This window comes from uncultured Streptococcus sp. (assembly GCF_963516575.1).
Classification (GTDB): Bacteria; Bacillota; Bacilli; order Lactobacillales; family Streptococcaceae; genus Streptococcus.
In genome coordinates this window covers 26,919-46,253 of the sequence record NZ_CAUQCP010000004.1, presented here as the reverse complement: position 1 = coordinate 46,253, position 19,335 = coordinate 26,919, and the positions used below count along the sequence as shown (strand labels likewise).

The 19,335-nt window shown below is 39.0% G+C and carries 19 protein-coding genes and 1 pseudogene; all 20 read right to left on the bottom strand.

The window, feature by feature from the left end:
* Positions 1–20: 20 nt before the first annotated feature.
* A complete protein-coding gene (locus tag RWM06_RS01460; RefSeq protein ID WP_313969852.1) occupies positions 21–1,241 on the bottom strand; it encodes a DNA cytosine methyltransferase in 1,221 nt (406 codons plus the stop codon).
* Between the two features lie 48 nt (positions 1,242–1,289).
* Complete coding sequence (locus RWM06_RS01455; protein ID WP_313969851.1) at positions 1,290–2,246, bottom strand: hypothetical protein; 957 nt, start codon at positions 2,244–2,246, stop codon at positions 1,290–1,292.
* On the bottom strand, positions 2,236–3,678 hold the full coding sequence (locus tag RWM06_RS01450) for an AAA family ATPase (protein WP_313969850.1): 1,443 nt from the start codon (positions 3,676–3,678) through the stop codon (positions 2,236–2,238). Before RWM06_RS01450 ends, RWM06_RS01455 begins: the two co-directional genes overlap by 11 nt.
* Before the next feature lie 47 nt (positions 3,679–3,725).
* On the bottom strand, positions 3,726–6,377 hold the full coding sequence (locus RWM06_RS01445) for a valine--tRNA ligase (RefSeq protein WP_313969849.1): 2,652 nt from the start codon (positions 6,375–6,377) through the stop codon (positions 3,726–3,728).
* A gap of 126 nt (positions 6,378–6,503) precedes the next feature.
* Complete coding sequence (locus RWM06_RS01440; RefSeq protein WP_313969848.1) at positions 6,504–7,505, bottom strand: virulence RhuM family protein; 1,002 nt, start codon at positions 7,503–7,505, stop codon at positions 6,504–6,506.
* 31 nt (positions 7,506–7,536) lie between these two features.
* Complete coding sequence (locus RWM06_RS01435; protein ID WP_313969847.1) at positions 7,537–8,778, bottom strand: hypothetical protein; 1,242 nt, start codon at positions 8,776–8,778, stop codon at positions 7,537–7,539.
* Positions 8,779–8,893: 115 nt separating this feature from the next.
* Positions 8,894–9,085 (bottom strand): annotated as a pseudogene (locus tag RWM06_RS09680) (class I tRNA ligase family protein); the annotation flags it as partial.
* The gene (locus RWM06_RS01430; protein WP_313969863.1) at positions 9,078–10,310 is read right to left on the bottom strand and encodes a beta-carotene 15,15'-monooxygenase; all 1,233 of its coding nucleotides are present in this window, start codon (positions 10,308–10,310) and stop codon (positions 9,078–9,080) included. The pseudogene RWM06_RS09680 and the gene RWM06_RS01430, both read right to left, overlap by 8 nt.
* A gap of 5 nt (positions 10,311–10,315) precedes the next feature.
* Complete coding sequence (locus RWM06_RS01425; RefSeq protein WP_313969846.1) at positions 10,316–10,651, bottom strand: hypothetical protein; 336 nt, start codon at positions 10,649–10,651, stop codon at positions 10,316–10,318.
* A 344-nt stretch (positions 10,652–10,995) separates the two neighbouring features.
* On the bottom strand, positions 10,996–11,574 hold the full coding sequence (locus RWM06_RS01420; protein ID WP_313969845.1) for an AAA family ATPase: 579 nt from the start codon (positions 11,572–11,574) through the stop codon (positions 10,996–10,998).
* On the bottom strand, positions 11,574–12,134 hold the full coding sequence (locus RWM06_RS01415; RefSeq protein WP_313969844.1) for a GNAT family protein: 561 nt from the start codon (positions 12,132–12,134) through the stop codon (positions 11,574–11,576). The genes RWM06_RS01420 and RWM06_RS01415 overlap by 1 nt, the downstream gene beginning before the upstream one ends.
* Positions 12,121–12,699, bottom strand: coding sequence for a flavin reductase family protein (locus RWM06_RS01410; RefSeq protein ID WP_313969843.1), 579 nt, complete (start codon positions 12,697–12,699; stop codon positions 12,121–12,123). The genes RWM06_RS01415 and RWM06_RS01410 overlap by 14 nt, the downstream gene beginning before the upstream one ends.
* Before the next feature lie 283 nt (positions 12,700–12,982).
* Positions 12,983–13,378: a helicase gene (locus tag RWM06_RS01405; RefSeq protein ID WP_042900374.1), complete on the bottom strand. Its 396-nt coding sequence runs from the start codon at positions 13,376–13,378 to the stop codon at positions 12,983–12,985.
* Between the two features lie 95 nt (positions 13,379–13,473).
* A complete protein-coding gene (locus RWM06_RS01400) occupies positions 13,474–13,728 on the bottom strand; it encodes a DUF1912 family protein (protein WP_313969842.1) in 255 nt (84 codons plus the stop codon).
* Between the two features lie 9 nt (positions 13,729–13,737).
* Positions 13,738–15,072, bottom strand: coding sequence for a DUF438 domain-containing protein (locus RWM06_RS01395; protein ID WP_313969841.1), 1,335 nt, complete (start codon positions 15,070–15,072; stop codon positions 13,738–13,740).
* Complete coding sequence (locus RWM06_RS01390; RefSeq protein ID WP_000368739.1) at positions 15,072–15,305, bottom strand: DUF1858 domain-containing protein; 234 nt, start codon at positions 15,303–15,305, stop codon at positions 15,072–15,074. The genes RWM06_RS01395 and RWM06_RS01390 overlap by 1 nt, the downstream gene beginning before the upstream one ends.
* Before the next feature lie 96 nt (positions 15,306–15,401).
* Entirely contained in the window at positions 15,402–15,752 is a 351-nt protein-coding gene (gene rbfA, locus RWM06_RS01385; protein ID WP_001273601.1) for a 30S ribosome-binding factor RbfA, read from the bottom strand.
* A 166-nt stretch (positions 15,753–15,918) separates the two neighbouring features.
* Positions 15,919–18,726, bottom strand: a complete 2,808-nt coding sequence (gene infB / locus RWM06_RS01380) for a translation initiation factor IF-2 (protein WP_313969840.1) — start codon at positions 18,724–18,726, stop codon at positions 15,919–15,921.
* A 16-nt stretch (positions 18,727–18,742) separates the two neighbouring features.
* Positions 18,743–19,042 (bottom strand): YlxQ-related RNA-binding protein, encoded by a 300-nt coding sequence (locus RWM06_RS01375; protein ID WP_001041390.1) that lies wholly within the window; start codon positions 19,040–19,042, stop codon positions 18,743–18,745.
* Positions 19,035–19,328, bottom strand: coding sequence for an RNase P modulator RnpM (gene rnpM, locus RWM06_RS01370; protein WP_000857562.1), 294 nt, complete (start codon positions 19,326–19,328; stop codon positions 19,035–19,037). Before rnpM ends, RWM06_RS01375 begins: the two co-directional genes overlap by 8 nt.
* Positions 19,329–19,335 lie beyond the last annotated feature (7 nt).

The window sequence follows — 19,335 nt, the reverse complement described above, 5'->3', positions numbered from 1 at the left end:
CTAACCCTCTTATATATTCGTTAATTAATACTGTAAAATTCGAGATTTCCTCGTTTTTTTACCAATTTTAAATAATCTTCATCTGATAGAAGGGCTAGACCATCGTCATAAGACTTGATTTTTTCAAGAGCTTGGTCATAGCTATCTACAAAGTCCTTGACATAGGATTGCCCTTCAAATTGTCCATTCATCTTGGTGTAGATAATGGCAATTTTTCCTGAACGTTCAAGTTGAGATTGTCCTCGGCTCTCATTTAAGGCCTTAGCAACATTTTCCGCGATGCGTTTAATCACGGGAACGACTACGCTATTTCCAGCCTGTTTGTATAGCTGACCGTTAGAAACGCCTTCTGGGATTTTAAAGGATTTAGGATAACCTTGAACATTAAAAGTTTCTTTAGGAGTTAGCTTCCGAATCTTACCACTGTCTGTCAGAATCAGAGGGACGTTGTGTCCACCTGTTCCCATATTGGCTGTCAAGGTAGGGACAACACCGTTTTTATTTTCACGGACATACTGGCGACGCCATTGGTAAACCGTATCTTGACTAGTCACTTCAAACTTCAACTGGTCGTAGAAGTTTTGCTTGCCTTCACGGTAGTAGTAGACTTCATCAAGCTTGTCTCCAAAGTTAATGACGTCCTGAAGAGAAGTCGTGAGCTTGATTTCCTCTGGAAATTCAAACAAGTCATAAGCTTCTTTGGTATCAAAACCAACTATATAAATCCTCTCACGGTTTTGTGGGATATTTCCATAGTCTTTTCCGTTAAGAACCTTCCACTTGATAAAATAGTTGTTCTCGGTCAAAGCTTCACGAATAACCTTGAAGGTATTACCATGATCATGACCTACCATGTTCTTGACATTTTCGATGAAAATAGCGCGAGGTTTGCATCCCTCAATCATGCGAAGCAATTCGAAGAAAAGATCGCCACGATCATCATCAAATCCCTTGCGATAACCCGCAATGCTAAAGGCCTGACAAGGGAAACCTCCCATAATCACATCCACGCGCTCAGCTGGAATGTCCTCTGGCTGAACATCGTGAATATCACGACCATCCAAATAGGTATCTGGATGGTTTAATTGATAAGTCTGACGCGCATACTTATCAAATTCATTGGCATACACCACTCTGAACTCGTTGGTCTGTTCAAATCCCAACTCAATTCCCCCAACACCTGAGAAGAAAGCTGCAATGTTGTACTTCTCAGAGCGGTTCGAACTTACAGAATTTGTCATGTAGTAACCTGCTTTCTATACATTATCATTTTATAGTTACAATTAAAACTATGTTGAAAAACGATTTATAACGGTTTGAATTTTAGCTTGGTATAAATTTGAGTTAAAAATATAGCTCCCTAAAGTTTCTTTGGACGATATACGACCAATACGCGAACTAAGCAAGTTCTCATTCAATAGTAACTCTACAATAAATTTTAAAGAATCTTTACCGTTAAAAAAGTTTTTAAAGTACTCTATTAGTGTATTAGGATATGGAATTTCAATACGAGTAAGAAAATTTTGAATTTGTTGATATAGTTCAGGTTCAATATCATCTAGAGATTGATTTATATATATTTGTAATCTATCTTCAAAACTAGAACCAGTCAGATTAGGGTTTTGACCATGAATGCACCCTTTTATATCTATGTTTTTTATGAAATCTGCAAATTCTACTATTTTTTCATCGTTTAGCTGAAATGATGTTTTTTTATCTTTATGATATTTTCTGAAAATACGTAATTTAGAACATTCTATCAAAGGATTTAATATTTCTTGTTTATCACTATTCATAAAATCAAGGATTTTATCCCTTTGTGACTTTGGAACTCCATTTGACATTAATGAATATTTCATAACCACTTCTTCAAAAAAATAATTTTCAAGAGAGTAGTAATCGTAATAGATTATTCTTTCATCATTTCTCTCTGTTGAGCATATAAAATCATAATCCCTATCTAAAAGTAATACAATTTCTCGATCATCTTTATGTTTATCGTAATATTCCAAAGCAACATCTTTTCCAGAACGATGCTCATCATCTACCATACTTGCTGTACGAATCAAGAAATTTATAGAAATTTTCTTCAAATCTAGATAATTTTCAAGTACGATTACATCTGTCTCTCCCTCAACAATTAAAATTTTTCCTGGCTTTGGGAGATCAAAAATTTCTTCTGCGATATCATCAATTTCTAAAGTTTCAGGGATGGCACTACCAATTTTGATTGTTTTAACGCTCATTTGCTTCCTGCTTTCTTACAATCATAGAATCTACTTCTTGTTTATTAAGTATGTACGGAGAGTGAGTCGCTGATAAAATTTTAATATTATCTTTCTTTAAAAGATTTTTTAAGAGTTTATTTTGCCATTTAACATGAAGTGACAATTCAGGTTCATCAATTATAATCAATGAAGGGGTATTTTTCGGAAGTTCAATCGCTGAGTATACTAAAAAAGTTATTAATTGTTTTTCACCAGTAGAAAAATCATTAAACTTATCAATACCTGCCCCTTCTTTAAAAAAGTAAAATTCATTTAATTCTGTTCGATTCAACTTTAATTTATTACCTGAAAAATCCAATAGATTTTCTTGAATATATTTATAGTTTTCTAACTCCAAAGCCATTTTATCATTGAATGACTGGTAAGATTCTTGTAATTTTTGAAAAACTTGCATCATAGGTAGTGACATAAAAAGTTCTATAACTTTATTCAGTTCATCATGGTCTTTAGGTTTATTTTTCTTGATTTTATTAATAAATTTTAATTTTTCTTCAAATTGTTCTGATATTTCTACTAGCTGTTCATTAGAAATTTCTAAACTTAAACTATCATTAATACTTGTCAACTGTTCCAAAATTTTTGTTTGCATCGATAGTTCAGATAATTGAATTTTAAGAGCATCCTCGTTCATACCTAATATGCTATTCTTGGCAAAATTTCTTAACAGAATATCAAGATTATTTGATGAAGTTTCATTTAATTTTCTTGTGTATTCTCTAAGTATATCTTCAATATCTGTATTAGATATACCAATTACCCTCCTATCTAAAGTTCCAAATGATGTGAACTTACGAAGTCCCTCCCTCTTGAAATAACTCATCATTGAATCATCATATAAATTTGAAAAATATGACTCAATGTCCAAATCTATACGTCTATATGTTGGGAAGTATAGTAAAGATTCATTTATTTTTTTAATATTGGACTTAAATTCATTTTCATTAATTGCTTCCAATAACTCTATAATGGTGCTTTTATCATCATAAAAATAAAATAAATTGTCGTTTTTATCTTCTTTGTATAGTATTTTATTATTGAAGTCAATGCTATTTACAATTATGTTATTGTATATATTTGAAGTAATTTCAATTTTTAAAATTTTACTTTTAAGTCTGTAGCTGATTGTTAGTTGTTTTAAGATATCACTTTTTTTGAGTTCAATCTTTATTTCATTCATAAATTTAAATTCAGATTGAAAAATAATATTAATCTGCTCAAAATTCATTTTTATTAGTGTATGATAATTACCTACTAATACATTATAGATTATATTTAAAATCGTAGTTTTACCATTACCATTGTCTCCAGTAATAATTACTGATCGTTTAGAAAAGTCAATATCTATTTGCTCTTGACCAAATAGATTATTTATTGTAACGTCTTTTAACATTATCTCTCCTATTCTTTAAAACACGGCATTCAGCCGTGTTTCTATCTTCATTTAACCAACTTCTTCATCTCATCAATCCGCGCTACTGTAGCGTCGTATTTAACTTGATAGTCGGCTTGTTTGTCGCGTTCTTTTTGGACGACTTCTGGTTTGGCGTTGGCTACGAAGCGTTCGTTAGAGAGCTTCTTACCGACCATATCCAGTTCTTTTTGCCATTTAGCTAGTTCCTTGTCGAGACGAGCCAGTTCTTCTTCGACATTGAGGAGGTCAGCCAGTGGCAAGTAGATTTCTGCTCCTGTAATGACACTTGACATAGCAAGTTCAGGTGCAGGGATAGTTGATGCGATTTCCAAGTGTTCTGGATTTGTAAAGCGTTTGATGTAGTTGACATTGCTGTTAAAGAAAGCTTCCAAGTCGCTATCGCTAGTCTTAACTAGGATGGTGATAGGCTTACTTGGTGCTACGTTTACTTCCGCACGCGCATTACGAACAGCACGGATCAAGTCTTTGAGGCTTTCCACACCTGTGTGAGCCGCAAGATCTTCAAAGGCTGGGTTAACAGTTGGGTATTCTGCTGTCACGATTGAGCCTTCTGAGATTTGTCCAAAGATTTCCTCTGTCACAAATGGCATGATTGGGTGAAGGAGGCGAAGGATCTTGTCCAAAGTATAAAGGAGAACAGAACGTGTGATGACCTTCTCTTCTTCGTTGTCGCTGTATAGGACTTCCTTAGTCAACTCAACGTACCAGTCCGCAAACTCATCCCAAATGAAGTTGTAAAGGATGTGTCCAGCTACACCAAACTCAAACTTGTCAAAGTTGGCAGTTGCTTTTCCGATGGTTTCATTGAGGTTGTGGAGAATCCAGCGATCTGTAACGTTTCCTGCTTCTTTGTTGACCACTTTTTCGACATTAGCAGTTGCTTGCTCAAGGGTCAAACCTTCATTATTCATGAGGATGTAGCGAGAGATATTCCAGATTTTGTTAATGAAGTTCCATGAAGCATCCATTTTCTCGTAAGAGAAGCGCACGTCTTGCCCTGGTGCAGAACCGTTTGAAAGGAACCAACGAAGGGCATCAGCACCATATTTCTCGATGACATCCATTGGGTCAATCCCGTTGCCTAGAGATTTAGACATCTTGCGTCCTTGCTCGTCACGAATAAGACCGTGTATAAGGACGTTTTGGAATGGTTGACGACCTGTGAATTCCAAAGATTGGAAGATCATACGAGACACCCAGAAGAAGATGATGTCGTAACCTGTAACCAAGGTTGAAGTTGGGAAGTAACGTTTGAAGTCTTCTGAGTCAACATCAGGCCAGCCCATGGTTGAGAATGGCCAAAGGGCAGAACTGAACCAAGTATCCAAGACGTCCTCGTCCTGAGTCCATCCGTCACCTTCTGGAGCTTCTTCACCGACGTACATTTCACCCTCAGCATTGTACCAAGCAGGGATTTGGTGACCCCACCAAAGCTGACGAGAGATTACCCAGTCGTGGACATTTTCCATCCATTGGAGGAAGGTATCGTTGAAACGAGGTGGGTAGAATTCGACCTTGTCATCTGTGTCTTGGTTGGCAATGGCATTTTTCGCCAATTGGTCCATCTTGACGAACCATTGAGTAGACAAGCGTGGCTCAACCACAACACCTGTACGCTCTGAGTGACCAACACTGTGGACACGTTTTTCGATTTTAACGAGGGCACCGATTTCTTCCAACTTAGCTACGACTGCCTTACGAGCTTCAAAACGGTCCATTCCTGAAAATTCAAAGGTCAAGTCATTCATAGTTCCGTCGTCGTTCATGACATTGACTTGCGGCAAGTTATGACGTTGACCAACCAAGAAGTCGTTTGGATCGTGAGCAGGTGTGATTTTCACGACACCCGTACCAAACTCAGGATCTGCGTGTTCGTCCCCAACGATTGGGATGAGTTTGTTAGCGATTGGGAGGATGACGTTTTTACCAATCAAATCCTTGTAGCGTGGGTCTTCTGGGTTGACCGCAACGGCAACGTCCCCAAACATGGTCTCAGGACGAGTTGTCGCAACTTCAAGGGCGCGTGAACCGTCTTCCAGCATGTAGTTCATGTGGTAGAAGGCACCTTCGACATCCTTGTGAATCACCTCGATATCAGAAAGGGCAGTGCGAGCCGCTGGGTCCCAGTTGATGATAAATTCACCACGGTAGATCCAACCTTTCTTGTAAAGGTCCACAAAGACCTTACGAACAGCTTTTGACAAACCTTCGTCAAGAGTGAAACGCTCACGAGAGTAGTCTACAGAGAGCCCCATCTTGCCCCATTGTTCCTTGATAGTAGTGGCATATTCGTCTTTCCATTCCCAAACTTTGTCAAGGAATTTTTCACGACCTAGGTCATAGCGTGTAATGCCCTCTCCACGCAAGCGCTCCTCAACTTTAGCCTGAGTCGCAATCCCCGCGTGGTCCATCCCTGGAAGCCAAAGGGTATCAAAACCTTGCATCCGTTTTTGACGGATGATGATATCTTGCAAAGTCGTATCCCAAGCGTGACCAAGGTGAAGTTTACCTGTAACGTTTGGTGGTGGAATCACGATCGAATAAGGCTTAGCCTTTTGATCGCCTGAAGGCTTGAAAACATCAGCGTCAAGCCATTTTTGATAACGACCAGCCTCAACTTCGGCTGGATTGTATTTAGGTGAAAGTTCTTTAGACATGTGTTTGTCCTTTCTAGTTAATATCTTTAAATAAAATTAGTATGTAGAAGATAGACTTTGATTCAACTCATCTTGTTTTCTCACTATCTTCTTTAAGCAAAAACGAAACTGTATAAAAATTTTACATTAACTTTCTCTCATTATCTTCAGAATATGTTTATCAAAGTCCGATAGAATTTTTTGAGTTCGGTTAAATTTTTCATACTCCTGGATGGCTTTTGAGTCTGCTTGTTTCTTGGAAATACTTCCTTTTCCTTCTAAAATTTCGTACTCATTAAAAGATAGAAAGCGATCAATACTATCTGCCAATCCTCGCATGGTAAAAGTGTTACGGCGCTCAACCAAACCTTCAATATAATCAAAATAAGCTGTAACTGTTCGCTCTAGTTGTCGAATTTCTTTTTCTTGCAAATAGTTTTTAGCCACCGTTACATCTGATTTGAGTACTCGTCCATCAGCTGCATTCTTCCAAGTAGTTAATCCCATTTTTTCTTTACTAGCATCGGCTTGTTGATAGATAATTTCTGCAGCAGTACTTCCAGTAATTGCATAATGAAATTTATTTTGCACCATAGCATAGAAATTTTTAGTAATATCTGAGTTTCGATCATAATCTATGGCACATTCGGCAAAGATATCCGTGATTTGTTGATAGATTCGGCGCTCGCTAGAACGAATAGAGTGAATTCGTTCTAAAAGTTCACGGAAATAATCTTGTCCGAAAACTGTCTGTCCTTGTTTCAAGCGTTCATCATTCAAAACAAAACCTTTGATGATAAATTCTTTCAAAGTCTTGGTTGCCCAAATTCTAAATTGAGTAGCCTTGCTGGAATTTACGCGATAGCCAACTGAAATGATAGCATCCAGATTGTAATATTCAAGTTCACGCCTGACAGCTCTATTCCCCTCTTGTTGAACCTGTGCAAATTTTGCACAAGTTAACACCTTATCCAACTCACCACTATCATAAATGTTTCTCAAGTGCTTTGTAATGACACTTCGTTCAACTCCAAAGAGCTCTGCAAGACCTTTTTGAGTCAACCAAAGATTTTCATCTTGTAAAAGGATATCTAGCTGAACGTCGCCATTTGGTGTAGTATACAGGATGAAATTAGAAATTTCATTCAAGACAATTTCACCTCCCCCCTTCCATAAACAATTACTTCTCTTTCTTAAACTCTATGCCGTTTTCTTTCAGCTTTTTAACGGTTACGGGACCAATTCCCTTCAAAGCGAGAACTTCTTTTTCAGTCCATTTTTTGAAATCTGAAGATGTACGAATCCCATTTTCAACAAAGATGCGAACAAGATCCATCCGGATTCCCTTCATTTTTTCCTCGCTCATAAAGGAGTACCAGTCTGTAACCTGGGATAGATTTCTTAACACACTGGAATGATTCGAAAATACTGGTTTACGACGGAATTTCTTGGCTTCGTTTGTTAAAAATTTCGTTAAAATAATATTTTCTAGTAAATAATCAAACAGAGGATACAAACTAGCTTGTAGCGATTCAACTGAATTTGGACAATAGCATTCTTGGTCTTCGATATCTATAACTTTGAATTGCCAATCTTCCTCTATAAAGAATTCAACAGCTTCATCATTTATTTCCACTAATTTTGCAAATAGCTGACTTGCTTCCTCAATTTTTCCTTGAGAAAAAGCAGAGATGATGGCATGAATAAGAATGGTATCATCCCGTTTCCCTTTATTTAATTCTTCACGATAGAAGCGCTCAACCTTTAGTTCCTGGCCAGTAATATGATACAAGGAAAGCATACAGAAGACAAAATTAGGAGGAAAACGTTCTGGTCGCTTACTCAAATATAGGTTAATCAATTCTATAGCCTTAGAATTGAAGTTCTCCATCATATAATACTCAATCAGAAACATCAGAGCAGACAGGATAGGGCGTGCTTCAAAATAATTCCAACTATTGTATCCGTTCATTTTCCATTTTTCTAAAACTAGAATTTCAAAATCCAATACTTTTTTAAAGGTTGACAAATCAAAATCTTCAACTTCTGATAAGAATAAATGAAAATCAGCAGCAAAATAATCTGGATTGATTTTTAAAACTTGTTTTAACAGTTTATTTCGCTTCTGTGTATTCGGAGTATGCATAGCTTCTCTAAATAAAGCATGATCCTGATTCCAATCAAAAGTCCTATTTTTCAGTTGGTAATTGATTAGCTGAACATCTGGATACTCTCCATGTTCATCAGCATATTGCATCACTGCTGTATGCAGTTCATCGAAATTTTGAATGGTCCGACGTTCTACAAAAGTTGGATTTTTAGTCATAATTTCCGTCCAAGCAGCCTCTTCTTCAGAAATAACTTTGATATCCAACTTTTGCTGGCGTTTTAATTCTTTTTTTCTATTTTTCTTTTTAGCCATCTATTTTCTCCTCTAACTCATTCTTCAATAGACCCGACTCAACTGGCTTAGATATCCTTTGGGACTCAGCTACAAGCTTGAATAGGAAATCCCAGTTTCTTTGTGATTCGTTTACTTTGAAAGTTATCCCCCAAGCGTGACTAAGGTAGAGTTTTTTCCAGTTACATTTGGTGGTGGGAATCACTATTGAATAAGACTTAGCCTTTTGATCTCCTGCCGGCTTGAAAACATCCGTATCAAGGCATTTTTGGTAACGACCAGCCTAAACATAGGATGGAGTGTATTTAGGTGAAAGTTGATTAGACATTATTTTTTCTCCTTTTATGAATATTTCTTTTATATCTACGATTTATTAATACACTGTGCATGTTGTCACGATACACGTAATATCCATTATGGGTGTTTAAATAGAAATACTGTAATAACCAAATTATAACCTTCCCAATAACTAATGATAATATGAAACAAACGAAAATAATTATAGTTGAGGCAAATAATTCAGACATCCAATCAGCTGCGGGAGTTATAAATTCGACCAATTTCATCTTAATCTTTAAACCCCAAATAATTTCGGTTAACTTTGGAATAATACTCAACATTAATAGAGTAAGAAAACTATATAGTTGAGTTCGATAGAGGTGTCTATCCATTTTCTCAGTTCTTATTGGTTTTTTCTTATATTTTTTTGTATCAAATTGAGAATTTATTTCTCCAATTAGACTAGGAATTAATATTGGCAAAAACCAGGTTAAAGCATTTATTAATTCATTTTCAACTTGATTAAATATTGCTAACAACAATATACAGATTGTTCCAGTTAGCCATGATGCTATTACTTCTTTGGTATCTTTTGCACCATGTCTAATTAGATTATGAATTCTCCACCAGAATATTAAATAAAGCGCAATAAATGAATTAAATATAAAAATGTCAGTTATTAAATCGGAATGAAAATCAATAGCTTTAGAAATAAAGTAATAAATATAGATATAATACCATAAAAACGAATTAATAAGCATCGTGGCATATACATTCCATAGTGTCTTTCCCTTGGAGATATCGATTTTATTAACTTTTTTAAATATCTTGATTGATATTATAGTTTTTATAACAGATAATACCAATGGTAATATTAAAAGTATTACAATGATAAGCCAGTTATTTATGTGATTTTTACTTATGCCATAATTAGTAAAAAAATATTGAGATAAGTTGATTAAAGTTGATTCAACTAGATTTAGGTTATAAAGAATGTAAGTCAAGATTCCGCAAAATATTCCATCCCATGCGTGCATAAAAGCTAAAGATTTAGTACTTTTAGTAAGAAAAACTCTAAACTTATTAAATCGATTTTTATAGTTGAACACATATATTAGTATCAAGGCAAATTGTAAAATTATAACTAATTTAAAATCGGTAAGACAGAATATAATTAGAGATATTATTGGAAAATACGTTAGCGCATACATAAGTATTTTCCAAGTTTGAGCAAAAAGATTCCTCAATCTATTATCAGTATTAAAATAATACATTAATTTCAATCTTTGCCTCCTAAATCTAATCTAAAGGTTGGTAAATCAAAATCTTCAACCTCTGATAAGAATGAGTGAAAATCAGCAGCAAAATAATCTGGATTGATTTTTAAAACTTGTTTTAACAGTTTATTTCGCTTCTGTGTATTCGGAGTATGCATAGCTTCTCTAAATAAAGCATGATCCTGATTCCAATCAAAAGTCCTATTTTTCAGTTGGTAATTGATTAGCTGAACATCTGGATACTCCCCATGTTCATCAGCATATTGCATCACTGCTGTATGTAGCTCATCGAAATTTTGAATGGTTCGACGTTCTACAAAAGTTGGATTTTTGGCCATAATTTCCGTCCAACAGCCTCTTCTTCAGAAATAACTTTAATATCCAACTTTTGCTGGCGTCTTAATTCTTTTTTTCTATTTTTCTTTTTAGCCATCTATTTTCTCCTTTAATTCAGTCTTCAATAGATCAAACTCTACCTCTGCTGTATTGGATATTCTTACGACCTCGGATACAGGCTTAAATGGGAAATCCCAGTTTCTTTGTGATTCGTTTACTTTGAAGGGTGTACTCCAAGCGCGATTAAGGTAGAGTTTTCCAGTTACATTTGGTGGTAGGAATCACGAACGAAAAAGATTGAGACTTTTGAACTTCTTGAGTCTTGAGAACATCTTCATGAAGTTGTTTAGATATGTGTTTGTCCTTTTTCTATTATTTTCATTTTATCTTGAATCTGCTTAGCAGCTTCTCCTGCAGACAAATTCGTATTATTTATTTTAAGGTAGTGGTGCAACTCATTCGGTTGATGTTGAGAATTTAATCGAAGGGTTTCAGCTGTCTCTAAAATTTCTCTTTCAGATACCTCAATATGTCGTTTTAAAGGTTTGTGCTTTAATCGATTCTCCGTTCGATTTCGACGTAAGCGCTCTTCAAGGCTTGTTTCCAATTCAACAAACAGAATCTCTTGATGATAGTCATTCAACAAATCCTGAATTTGCTTCAAATACAGTAGCTGGTACTGATTTGAAAAATCAATTACGTCAGTTAAAATTACTGAGCGCTGATTTCTTGCACTTGCTCCAAGGAAAGAAAAGGTCATTCCACGAACAAATTCCCACATTTCCTCTGTAAAGTCCTGATAGATTTCTAGTGCAAAATCGATGGCTTGATGGTTATAAAATAGGGTTGCATCCGTCAGTCGAGATAATTCTTGACCAATCGTCATTTTTCCTGATGCTGGAGCACCAATGATGAAAAGATGCATCAAATCACCTCCCACTCACTCCTCAGCAAGCCATATATCAGACTGTCACAGCGGTTGTCTTGGACATCCTTACGGTCTCTTATGCGAGCTTCAAGGGTAAATCCAAGTTTTTCTGCGACTCGTTGACTTTGGACATTATATCCAAAGCAGACCAGTTCTATCTTGTGAAGACCCAATTCTTGAAAGCCTAGGTCAAGCAAGGCACGCGCTGCTTCTGGTACATAGCCTCGACCCCAATAGTCTGGATGCAAGGTATAGCCAATCTCTAGCACATCATCCGCATGGCGATGGTTGAAATCAACAGAACCAATGACTTTATCGGTTCCTTTGACGACAATCCCATAGCCAGCTGGGAGATTTTCCTTTTGATTGCGTTCGGGAAGGATATGCTCTAGATAGTAAACCTCATCTTCCAAGGTCTTGACAGGAGGAAAGCCTGCTGGATAGGCGACCTCTGGGAGACTGGCGTAAGCATGGATATCCTCAGTATCCGCCACAGTACGGACTCGCAAGACAAGTCGCTCTGTTTCGATTTTATCTGGCAACTCAGTTCTTGCCATCCTTCTTCCTCGCTTCCTTGATAAAGCTTCCCATGGGATCGACTCGGTCATCTAGATAACGATAAACTCGCTGGTGACCGTCCCCCATAAAGTAAGTCGGTGAAAAACGGTCATTTTTAAAATGTCCTTTATCATCCAAAAGTTCTGGATCAGCAAGTCGCTCGATAATCTTGGCAAAGATGTGACAAATACCGTCTTCCTCAATAATTCTATCAACTTGACATTCTAATACGACTGGACAAGCCTCTAAAATCGGAGACTGAGTCTGTTCAGAAATCTCGTGGTCTAGCCCCAGGTGTTTCAATTTCTCTCGATGACTGATAAAACCAGCCTGCTCCATCTCGAGCATGAGATTTTCATCAGGAATATTCACAGTAAACTTCTGGTAATGCTTGATTTGCTCAGCCGCATTTTCCTCAGCACCGACACCGATGACTAGCCAATCTCCCAAGCTATAAGAGGAACTGCAGGTCGTGATATTCTGCTCGAAGTTCTGGTCCTGATACCCCAAAATGAAGATAGGAAAACCATAATATAGTTTACTTGTGTTAAAAGATTGCTTCATGACAACCTCCTTTTACTAAGACGCAAAAGAAAATCCCTGCCATCTACATGACAGGGACGAATATGCTTATCCGCGGTACCACCCAAATTCGGGCAGTTGCCCGCAACTCTCGTCTTTAAAACAAAAAGACACTTTTATTTCAATTTTTCATCCATTAGCAACTAGTTTTGACACATTTGTGGACTTCTCAGCACCGCCACTTTCTGTAAAATGTGGGATTCAAAACACCTCTAATGGCTCTATTGTAGCAAGATTTTTTCGGAAATGCAAGACACAAGAAAGATTACTTGAACTTGATGCCATTTTCCTTCAATTTCTTGATGGTAGCTGGGCCGATTCCTTTCAAGGCAAGAAGTTCTTTTTCAGTCCAGTTTTTGAAATCTGAAGCAGACTTGATTCCTTCATCGTAGAAAGTTTTAGCACGATCAAGTGGAAGTCCACCCAAGTTTGCTGCAAAATCTTCTACAGAATTGGCTACTTTTTGAGCTTGCTCTTTGGTAGCTTCTACTGCTTGTTCAACTTTTTTAGAAACAGCCTTACTAGCTTGACTTGCTGACTGTTCTGCACGTTTTACGACTTTCTTTGTCTCTTCTACAACCTTCGTCACAGTACTTGAAAAAGCACCTGCACGACGGAGGCTATTTCGTAATTGTTTTTTACGATTGAGTTTCTTTGACATGATAAAATCCTTTCAATAAAAAACCCCTGCTCTGACAAGGATTTAATATAAATATTCTATCAAGATTTTAGTAAAAAATCAAGAATCTATCTCGTTTAATAATTTCGCTCACCGAATAAGCCTTCTGGCAAGTCATGAAATCCCTTGCCTGCTTTGAAGTTTTCAAACTTACCAAGCAAGAACTGATAGGCATCCAAACGACTTTCGTAGCGAATCATAGCATCTCTGGCACGCTCGTCTTGGTCTTCTTCGTAGACTTTTTGGCTTTCCTTATGCGCCATGTCGTTGATCATGATTTGGGTATTGACCCAGGCTTCAAATTCCTTCATAAATTCTTGTTCGTAACTCATTTTTTCTCCTTATTCTAATCCACGGAAATAGTCCGTGTCAATCTCACGGTAGGGCTGGATATCCTGAACGTACTCCAGCACACCTTGGAATTCTCCGTTTTCATCGTGCACTGCTGCGTAGGTGATGTGGACAAACTTACCTCGCGACTCAGACTTGAACCACATTTCATACTTGTCTTTGCTTCCCTCACGAAGCCCCTTCATAATGGTCTTGACCTTGTCCAAGTACTTAGGTGGATGGCAGAGTTCAACATTGCGCCCAACCTGGGACGGCGTCCGTTTGAAAATCATCTCATCAGCCGGCGTATTGTCATTGTAATATTGGAAAATATCGTCTTTATTGACAAAGGTAATCTCCATAGGGAGATGATTGAGGATGAGATTGGCCTGCTCGACCGAGAGATAGCCATTGCCAAAAGCCTGTTGACTATGACGGTCCAACACTGCTTCCTTTTCCTTAGGAGTAAAGGTAATGGTGAACTGCCCCTCTGGCGTATCGATAACTTGCTGAACTTGACCCTCTGCCGTATCTAACTGTACAGGCTCCTCTGCACTCTTTTCCTCAATAAAACTCTGACGTTCTGGCACCCATTTCTCAGACGGACGGATGATGGCATAACCATAGGCATCGCTCTCCTCCGCAATCTGAAGCCAGTCATCCTGAGTGAAGGACTCAAGGAGAATCATGAGAAGGATGGACTCTTCCTTGAAAATCATACTTTCAAACTCTGTCGCAAAGGCTTCAAAAGCTTCTTTTACACTGCTAATCGACACTTCTGGCAGTAACTCGGCTGTCGCTAAAGCTGTTTGAAAGAGTTCCCTGATCTGATCATCCACTCCCCACATAACTTTGGGAGGTGAATCGTGTCCATAGCGCTCCATAATAGGAAAGAAGAGCTCTTCCTTGCGCTGGTAGTGGATGTCAAATTGCCCCAAAAGCCCCATCTGACGCACCAAGCCCTTGCGCATCTCCGCAAGCATTTCTTCATCTTCCATAGACTCATAGGTATCCAACAATCTCCGAATGCGAATCAAGGCCGCACGGAGGGCTAGATTTTCTTCTTTGAAAATCCGAACTGGGTGACCTGGGTGCTCGGTATCTGCAACTTCGACATCCTTAACAGCATTTTTAAAAAGATTAGCATGAACATCACAGAGTTCCATGACATCTTCAAAGGTAACACCTGAGTCTGAGTTCATCAGCTCGTGCTCCATAAGGGAAATCTCGATAGCTGAAACACCTGTAAAGGTCGCATCAAAGCGCTCCTGAACCGACTCAGGAGAGGCGCCATTATGCAATTCTAACAAAATATCCCGTAGGACATGAATCCGTTCATCTGCCATTAGTCTAATCCAATCACTTCGTAGCCGTTCGCTTCCAGTGTGCGGACAATCTTGTCCATAGGAGTCCCTTCAAGCTTGGAACCTTGTTTGAGCGATACCTTGCGACCGACTGTGTTGCGCATCAAGGGATTGGCAAGGGGTTTAAAACCAAGCTCCACTAAAATTTCCAAGACTTCTGGATGCTTGTCCACCACTTCTGCAACGGGAATTGACACATCGATGATATTGTCCATGACGACCTCCATTATCGTTTATAAATGATATTATTTATTTTATTATACCATAAGGAGGACTGGCACACACCAAAAAAAGAGGGTTGCCCCTCTTCTTTAGTTTTTATCCAGATTGCGTAGCATTTCGTCAATCTTGTTTCCATACTCGATGGATTCGTCTTTGACGAAGGTCAAATCTGGGATTTTGTACAATTTCAAATTGCGACCAAGTTCACGTTTGATAGTACCAGTTGCTTTTTCAAGTCCGATTTGAGCTTTTTGGTTATCCGAAGCAAGGTTACTCAAAATGGTGTAGTAAACCTTGGCTACAGACAAGTCACCTAGCATCTGAACATCTGTGATGGTCACGCCTTGGACACGCGGATCACGGACTTTCTTTTGCAAAATCTCATTGACTTCACGCTTGATTTCCATGCCCACACGATCCGTACGGAAATGATTTGCCATGATATTCCTTTCTCTACTTTGAACCAAAAGCTAGGCCAGCAGACCTAGCTATTTTTATTAGATAGAGGAACTAGAGCCATTTGAATCTAGGAAACAAGCCTTAGATAGAACTAAGGGTTCATCAAGGCGCTGTTGACGACGAGTCAAATTGGCTATCGTTTCTCTATTATCGTTTGATTTCTTCCATGACATAAGCCTCAATCACATCATCCATCTTGATATCATTGTAGCCATCGATCATCAATCCACCTTCACGGCCGTTTGTAACTTCTTTGACGTCGTCTTTGTAGTGTTTCAAGCTTGCGAGTTCGCCATCATAGATAACAACACCATCACGGATAACACGGACTTTAGAGTCACGGGTAACCTTACCGTTGATAACCATGAATCCACCGATAGTTCCCACTTTAGATACCTTGAAGGTTTCACGAATAACCGCTTCACCGATAATTTTTTCTTCAAATTCTGGATCAAGCATCCCTTTCATGGCTTCTTCCATCTCTTCGATAACCTTGTAGATAATGCTGTGGAGACGGATTTCCACATCGTCAGCTTCGGCTTGTTGACGAGCTTGTGGTGTAGGGCGTACGTTGAAACCAACGATGAAAGCGTTTGAAGCTTCAGCAAGTGTTACGTCTGATTCGTTGATAGCACCGACCGCAGAGTGGACGATGGTAACTTTGACACCTTCCACATCAATCTTTTGAAGTGAGGCAGAAAGGGCTTCAACTGAACCTTGTACGTCGGCCTTGATGATCACGTTAACTGACTTAAGTTCACCAGCTTTAAGCGTATCAAAGAGGTTTTCAAGGCTGACACGTTGGGTAGCTTGACGTTGTTTCATGAGGGCACGTTTGGCACGCTCTTCACCTGCTGCACGCGCAGATTTTTCATCCTCGTAAACAGCAAAGTGGTCACCCGCCATCGGTGCTTCATTCAAACCTGTGATTGAAACTGGTGTTGATGGACCTGCTACCTTAACACGACGACCAAGGTCGTTGGTCATAGCACGGACACGACCGAAGGTATTTCCGACAACGATTGGGTCTTGAACATTCAAGGTACCTTGTTGAACAAGAAGGGTTGCGACCGCACCTTTTCCTTTATCCAAGCGAGCTTCGATAACGGTACCGATCGCACGCACTGTTGGGTCTGCCTTGAGTTCTTGGATTTCAGCCACAAGAAGGACTGTTTCCAACAATTCTTCGATATTTTGGTTGAATTTAGCTGAGATTTCAACAAATTCAGAATCTCCACCCCAAGCAGTTGACATAACTCCATGCTCTGCCAATTCACCGATAACGCGTTCTGGGTTGGCACCTGGTTTATCAATCTTGTTGATGGCTACGATGATTGGAACGTTGGCCGCTTTTGAGTGGTTGATGGCTTCGATAGTCTGAGGCATAACCCCGTCATCTGCCGCTACAACCAAGATAGTAATATCGGTAACAGAAGCACCACGCGCACGCATAGATGTAAAGGCCGCGTGTCCTGGTGTATCAAGGAAGGTAATCTTCTTGCCATTTTCAACAATTTGGTAGGCACCGATATGCTGAGTGATACCACCTGCTTCACCTGTCGCAACACGAGAGTTACGAAGGGTATCTAGGAGGGTTGTTTTACCGTGGTCAACGTGTCCCATGATAGTTACAACTGGTGGACGCTCAACCAATTCATCTTCATTGAGATAACCATCTTCGACAAAGAAACGTTCGATGTCGGCATTATCCACTTCAACCTTTTGTTTAGCTTCGATACCATAATCCACCATGAGGAGTTCAATTGTTTCCCCATCCAAGGATTGGTTTTGTGTGGCCATGACACCCATCATAAAGAGTTTCTTAACGATTTCAGCTGGTTCACGTTTGATACGTTTTGCGATTTCCGCAACCGTCATACCATCTGTATACTCAAATTCTGTTGGCAATTCATGGAATTTACGCTCTGTAACAGGTTTTGGAGCCTGATTGCGGTTGTTTTGCTTATTGCCTTTTTTATTCTTTTTGTTATTACTATTATTCCAGTTACTATTCTTTTGATTTCTCACTTGATTTTGACTACTTCGATTCTTTTGGTTTTTTCTAGGACCATCTTCTTCGTGATCATAATCGTCACGTTCTTTATCTGGTCGAGCTTGTTTTTTACGACGTGTATCCACTGCAGGTTCTTTTTTCTCAGACACCACTTCAATTACTGCTTGAACTTGTTGCTCTTGTTGGGCTTGTTCAGCTAGTTTAGCAACCTCTTCAAAGATTTCCTCTGGCTCCTTGCGTTTGTTTGCTTGAGCTAAGGCTTCTTTAGCAGCCTGATATTGCTTGAAGCGTTCCTCACTTGAACGTGCATACTCTGCATTTTGCTCTGCTTTTAGGGCTGCTGCACGGGCTTTAAAGTCAATACGTGGAGCCGCTTGATTTGGACGTTTGTCCTCTTGTTGACGGCGCTCATTTCCACGATTTTGCTGACCTTGCTGTTTCTTAGCTTGGTCATTAAAGCGACGATTATCGCGGTTGCCTTGACCTTGTTTTCCACCATTACGGCCGTCGTTTTTCTGACGGTTGCCGTTTTGTTGTTGGTCACGGTTATTGCCCTTGTTTTGCTTACGTCGCTCTGCCTGCTCTTTGGCACGGGCTTCACGTTCAGCCTTGAAATTACGGCTTTGCGGTTTAGCCGCTACTTTTTCTGTCTTCGGAGCGACTTGCTCTGCAGGTTTTGCCTCTTCCTTAGCTACAGCTGGTTTTGCTGGCTCAGATTTTTCGGCTTTCTTTTCTGCACTTGCTTTTGGTGCTGCAGGTTCTGCTTCTGCTTTCGAAGCAGCTGCAGGCTTAAAGCTGGCAGCGATTTTTGCAGCGACAGCTTCTTCCACACTTGATGAGTGGCTTTTCACATCCAAGCCCAACTCTTTTGCACGCGCTACAACTTCTTTACTTTCTTTTCCAAGTTCTTTTGCGATTTCGTACAATCTTTTCTTAGACAAATCATGTCCTCCTCTTCTATTCCATAAGAGACCTCATTTTCTTTGTAAATCCAGCATCTGTCACAGCCAAAACCTTTCTTGATTTCCCGACTGCTATGCTTAATTCCAGTGTTGAAAACACGGTTACAATTTCTACTTGATAATAATGACTTTTATCTTGAATCTTCTTGGTCAGATTGGGTCCAGCATCATGGGCTAGAAAGACCAACTTGGCCTTACCGTCTTGAATAGCCTTGACCACCAATTCTTCACCCGATATGATCCGCCCTGCTCGCTGAGCGAGTCCCAAGAGATTGCTTATCTTTTGCTTATTCAAGTCCCAACTCTCTTCTTTTCACTTTGTGATCCACATAAGCGATCAACTCGTCATAAAAGCTTTCTTCCACTTCCATGCTAAAGCTGCGGTTAAAGACTTTCTTCTTTTTCGCCTCTAGGGCTTCTGCATTGTCTAGCTTGATATAAGCGCCACGGCCATTGGCCTTGCCTGTCGGATCGATAAAGACTTGTCCTTCCTTGTTCTTGACAATACGGAGCAAATCACGCTTATCAATCACTTCGTTAGACACAACAGACTTGCGCAAAGGGATTTTTCTTGTTTTCATCTTTCCC

Coding starts and splice junctions, on each gene's coding strand:
- RWM06_RS01460 (WP_313969852.1), bottom strand. CDS start 1,241: ATGACAAATTCTGTAAGTTCGAACCGCTCTGAGAAGTACAACATTGCA.
- RWM06_RS01455 (WP_313969851.1), bottom strand. CDS start 2,246: ATGAGCGTTAAAACAATCAAAATTGGTAGTGCCATCCCTGAAACTTTA.
- RWM06_RS01450 (WP_313969850.1), bottom strand. CDS start 3,678: ATGTTAAAAGACGTTACAATAAATAATCTATTTGGTCAAGAGCAAATA.
- RWM06_RS01445 (WP_313969849.1), bottom strand. CDS start 6,377: ATGTCTAAAGAACTTTCACCTAAATACAATCCAGCCGAAGTTGAGGCT.
- RWM06_RS01435 (WP_313969847.1), bottom strand. CDS start 8,778: ATGGCTAAAAAGAAAAATAGAAAAAAAGAATTAAAACGCCAGCAAAAG.
- RWM06_RS01430 (WP_313969863.1), bottom strand. CDS start 10,310: ATGTATTATTTTAATACTGATAATAGATTGAGGAATCTTTTTGCTCAA.
- RWM06_RS01425 (WP_313969846.1), bottom strand. CDS start 10,651: ATGGCCAAAAATCCAACTTTTGTAGAACGTCGAACCATTCAAAATTTC.
- RWM06_RS01420 (WP_313969845.1), bottom strand. CDS start 11,574: ATGCATCTTTTCATCATTGGTGCTCCAGCATCAGGAAAAATGACGATT.
- RWM06_RS01415 (WP_313969844.1), bottom strand. CDS start 12,134: ATGGCAAGAACTGAGTTGCCAGATAAAATCGAAACAGAGCGACTTGTC.
- RWM06_RS01410 (WP_313969843.1), bottom strand. CDS start 12,699: ATGAAGCAATCTTTTAACACAAGTAAACTATATTATGGTTTTCCTATC.
- RWM06_RS01405 (WP_042900374.1), bottom strand. CDS start 13,378: ATGTCAAAGAAACTCAATCGTAAAAAACAATTACGAAATAGCCTCCGT.
- RWM06_RS01400 (WP_313969842.1), bottom strand. CDS start 13,728: ATGAGTTACGAACAAGAATTTATGAAGGAATTTGAAGCCTGGGTCAAT.
- RWM06_RS01395 (WP_313969841.1), bottom strand. CDS start 15,072: ATGGCAGATGAACGGATTCATGTCCTACGGGATATTTTGTTAGAATTG.
- RWM06_RS01390 (WP_000368739.1), bottom strand. CDS start 15,305: ATGGACAATATCATCGATGTGTCAATTCCCGTTGCAGAAGTGGTGGAC.
- rbfA (WP_001273601.1), bottom strand. CDS start 15,752: ATGGCAAATCATTTCCGTACGGATCGTGTGGGCATGGAAATCAAGCGT.
- rnpM (WP_000857562.1), bottom strand. CDS start 19,328: ATGAAAACAAGAAAAATCCCTTTGCGCAAGTCTGTTGTGTCTAACGAA.